The organism is Kitasatospora sp. A2-31 (genome assembly GCF_022288725.1).
In the GTDB taxonomy this organism is placed as follows: Bacteria; Actinomycetota; Actinomycetes; order Streptomycetales; family Streptomycetaceae; genus Kitasatospora.
The window spans coordinates 1-3501 of record NZ_JAKNTA010000078.1; the positions used below are offsets into that span (position 1 = coordinate 1).

4 protein-coding genes are annotated in these 3501 nt (G+C 75.1%); 2 read left to right on the forward strand and 2 right to left on the reverse strand.

The window, feature by feature from the left end; genetic code table 11:
• Together MCM47_RS39550 and MCM47_RS39555 are read right to left on the reverse strand one after the other, a co-directional pair.
• Window positions 1-271, reverse strand: a 271-nt coding sequence (locus MCM47_RS39550; RefSeq protein ID WP_238951697.1) for a hypothetical protein, incomplete at its 3' end; no start/stop codon positions are given.
• 71 nt (window positions 272-342) lie between these two features.
• Complete coding sequence (locus MCM47_RS39555) at window positions 343-813, reverse strand: WXG100 family type VII secretion target (protein ID WP_238951698.1); 471 nt, start codon at window positions 811-813, stop codon at window positions 343-345.
• 313 nt (window positions 814-1126) lie between these two features.
• On the opposite strand from MCM47_RS39555, the gene MCM47_RS39560 reads away from it, so the two are divergent.
• Both MCM47_RS39560 and MCM47_RS39565 read left to right on the forward strand, forming a co-directional pair.
• Complete coding sequence (locus MCM47_RS39560) at window positions 1127-2386, forward strand: CaiB/BaiF CoA-transferase family protein (RefSeq protein ID WP_238951699.1); 1260 nt, start codon at window positions 1127-1129, stop codon at window positions 2384-2386.
• A 20-nt stretch (window positions 2387-2406) separates the two neighbouring features.
• Window positions 2407-3501, forward strand: a 1095-nt coding sequence (locus tag MCM47_RS39565; protein WP_238951700.1) for an acyl-CoA dehydrogenase family protein, incomplete at its 3' end; no start/stop codon positions are given.

Genomic DNA, 3501 nt, shown 5'->3' on the forward strand with positions numbered 1-3501 from the left:
CGGTGAAGTCCTCGGCGGCGTCCTTGATGATCGCCGCGAGGGCCCGGGCGACACCCGCGGCCTGGGTGAAGTCCGTGTCGATGGTCTGGAGGGTCCGGCCCGCGTCGTCCGCCGCCCCTCCCTGCCAGCCGGCCCGCTGCGGGGTGTTGGTGAGGTCCCGGCCCACCCGGCCGTCGAGCCCGTCGAGGGCCTTGGCCATGTTGGCCCAGGCCTCGGCGGTCTCGGTGACGCCGGAGAAGTCGGCCTCGTGCAGTTCCTGGAAGGACACCATGTCCCTGGATTCCTCTCGCGGTTCGCTGGTCCTCGGTGCTGCTGCGTTCGGCGCTCCCGGCGCCCGCGCGCTCAGTGGCCGAACTGGCCGGCCGTGGAGTGCTCGTTGGCCTGGTAGTTGCGCTGGGTGGCGTCCAACTTGTCGGCCGTGCCGGCGAGCTTGTCGTGCAGCGACTTGCACTGCTGCAGCCAGCGCTCGGTGGAGCCGGTGAGGGCGCCGCCGAAGGCGAAGCCGCGGATCTTCGCGGCCGCGCCGCTCGCGTGCTCGGCGAGGTTGTTGCCGCCCTTGCCGTTGGCGTTGTCCAGGTCGGTGGCGATCTGGCGGGCGATCCCGGCCGAGGCGCCGAGCTCGTACGGGCGGTCCAAGCGGGTGGTGGGCAGGGTCGGGGCCGGGCCGGGGGAGGGGCTCGGGGTCGGGCCGGCCGTGAGGGGCGAGGTGCCCGGGGCCGAGATCGGGACGACGGTGTCCGGCGCCGGGTCGCGCGGGACGCCGGTCGGTGACGCCGGGGGAACCGGCCCGGTGGTGAAGCCTGGGAAGACCATGTGCGTCCGCTCTCCTCATCCTCGACGAGGGGTCAACGCCCCTCCGCCCGCGGGACGGCCGGAACGGCCTGCCCGTCGGTGTACTGACGCACCATCAGTGACGGCGGTTGCAGCGCTCGCGTCAAGCGGGCGTCACAGTCGCGCGGCCTTCCGTGGCCCCGGGCGATTCGGGGGAGAGGGCTCGCGGGCCGCCTCGGAACCCCGTCGGAGCCCCGCCCCCGCGGCCGGCGCGGAGGTCTTGTTACCGGCGGGTCGCTTCCCTATCATCGCGAGTGTTACAGCTTTACTGTCAAACCCCGAGGGGCAGTGGCCAGTGCGCGACACGAGCAGTCCCGGCCCGCTGGCCGGCGTCCGGGTGGTCGAGCTCGCGGGGATCGGGCCCGGCCCGTTCGCCGCGATGCTGCTGGCCGACCTCGGCGCCGACGTGGTCCGGGTGGACCGGCCCACCCCCTCGCCGCTCGGCATCGATCCCGCCCACGACGTCGCCAACCGCAACAAGCGCTCCGTCCTCGTCGACCTCAAGGCCCCCGAGGGGCCCGGCCTGGTCCTGGACCTCGCCGAGCGGGCCCACCTGCTGATCGAGGGCTACCGCCCCGGCGTCGCCGAGCGCCTCGGTGTCGGCCCCCAGGCCTGCCTGGCCCGCAATCCCGCCCTGGTCTACGGCCGGATGACCGGCTGGGGCCAGCACGGGCCGCGCGCCGACCGGGCCGGCCACGACATCGGGTACGCCGCCGCGGCCGGCGTGCTCGGCATGATCGGTGACCCGGACGGGCCGCCCGCCATCCCGGCCAACCTGCTCGGCGACTACGCCGGCGGCTCGCTCTACCTGGTCGTCGGCCTGCTCGCGGCCCTCCACCACGCCCGGGCGACCGGCACCGGCCAGGTGGTCGACGCCGCGATCGTGGACGGCGCCGCCCATCTCACCGGCGTGCTCTGGGGCCTGCTCGCGGCCGGGCAGTGGCAGGACCGGCGAGGCGCCAACCTGCTCGACGGCGGCGCCCCCTGCTACGCCGTCTACCCGGCCAAGGACGGCGGGCACCTCGCCGTCGGCGCGCTGGAGCCGCAGTTCTACGCCGAGTTCGTCCGGCTGCTGGAGCTCGGCCCGGACGCACCCGGTCAGTGGGACACCGCCCGCTGGCCCGAGCTGCGCGCGCTGATCGCCGCCCGCTTCGCCACCCGCACCCGGGCCGAGTGGGAGGAGGTCTTCGCCGGCTCCGACGCCTGCGTCGAGCCGGTGCTGACCATGCGCGAGGCCGCCGCGTCCGCGCACCTGACGGCCCGCGGCACGTACGTCGAGGCGGACGGCTACACCCAGCCCGCCCCGGCTCCCCGGTTCTCCGCCACCCCCGGGACGCTGCGCCGCCCGCCGTCCCGGCCGGGCGCGGACACCGCCGAGGTCGCCCGCGACTGGGGCCTGCCGGCCCTGGCCCACCCGCCGGGCGCGCCCGCCGCCGCACCGGGCCCGGCTGCGCGGCCCGCCGCCGGGCCTGCCGCGCCTGCCGCGCCGCCCGCTGCCGGGCCCCTCCGGAACACCCCGCCCGCCCCGCCGTCCCCGGACGCCGCGGCCCGATAAGGCCCGACAAGGAGAGCGCCGTGCAACGCGACATCTACACCGAGGAGCACGAGGACTTCCGGGCGACCGTCCGGGCCTTCCTCGCCAAGGAGGTGCTGCCGCACTACGACCGCTGGGAGCGGGCCGGCATCGTGGACCGCTCGGCCTGGCTCGCGGCCGGCCGGCAGGGCCTGCTCGGGATCGCCGTCCCGGAGGAGTACGGCGGCGGTGGCAGTGCCGACTTCCGCTACGCGGCCGTGCTGGCCGAGGAGTTCGCCCGCGCCGGCGCCGCCGGCCTGGCGATCGGCCTGCACAACGACATCATCGGCCCGTACCTCACCTCGCTCGCCACCGAGGAGCAGAAGCGCCGCTGGCTGCCCGGCTTCTGCAGCGGGGAGCTGGTCACCGCCATCGCGATGACCGAGCCCGGCACCGGCTCCGACCTCCAGGGCATCCGCACCCACGCGGTCGACCGGGGCGACCACTACCTGCTCAACGGCGCCAAGACCTTCATCTCCAACGGCATCCTCTCCGACCTGGTGGTCGTGGTCGCCCGCACCACCCCCGAGGGCGGCGCGCGCGGGCTCAGCCTGCTGGTGGTCGAGCGCGGCATGCCCGGCTTCGAGCGCGGCCGCAACCTCGACAAGATCGGGCAGAAGGCCCAGGACACCGCCGAGCTCTTCTTCGAGGACGTCCGCGTCCCCAAGGAGAACCTGCTCGGCGAGGAGCACCAGGGCTTCGTGTACCTGATGCAGAACCTCGCCCAGGAGCGGCTCACCATCGCCGCCTCCGCGATCGCCGGCGCCGAGCACCTGGTGGAGCTCACCACCGGGTACGTCAAGCAGCGCGAGGCGTTCGGGCGGCCGCTCGCCAAGCTCCAGCACGTCCGCTTCGAGATCGCCGAGCTCGCCACCGAGTGCGCCGTCACCCGCGCCTTCGTGGACCGCTGCATCACCGAGCACAACCGCTACGCGCTCACCCCGGCGGACGCCTCGATGGCCAAGTGGTGGGCCACCGAGCTGCAGAAGCGCACCGCCGACCGCTGCCTCCAGCTCCACGGCGGCTACGGGTACATGGCCGAGTACCCGGTCGCCCGGGCGTTCACCGACGGCCGCATCCAGACCATCTACGGCGGG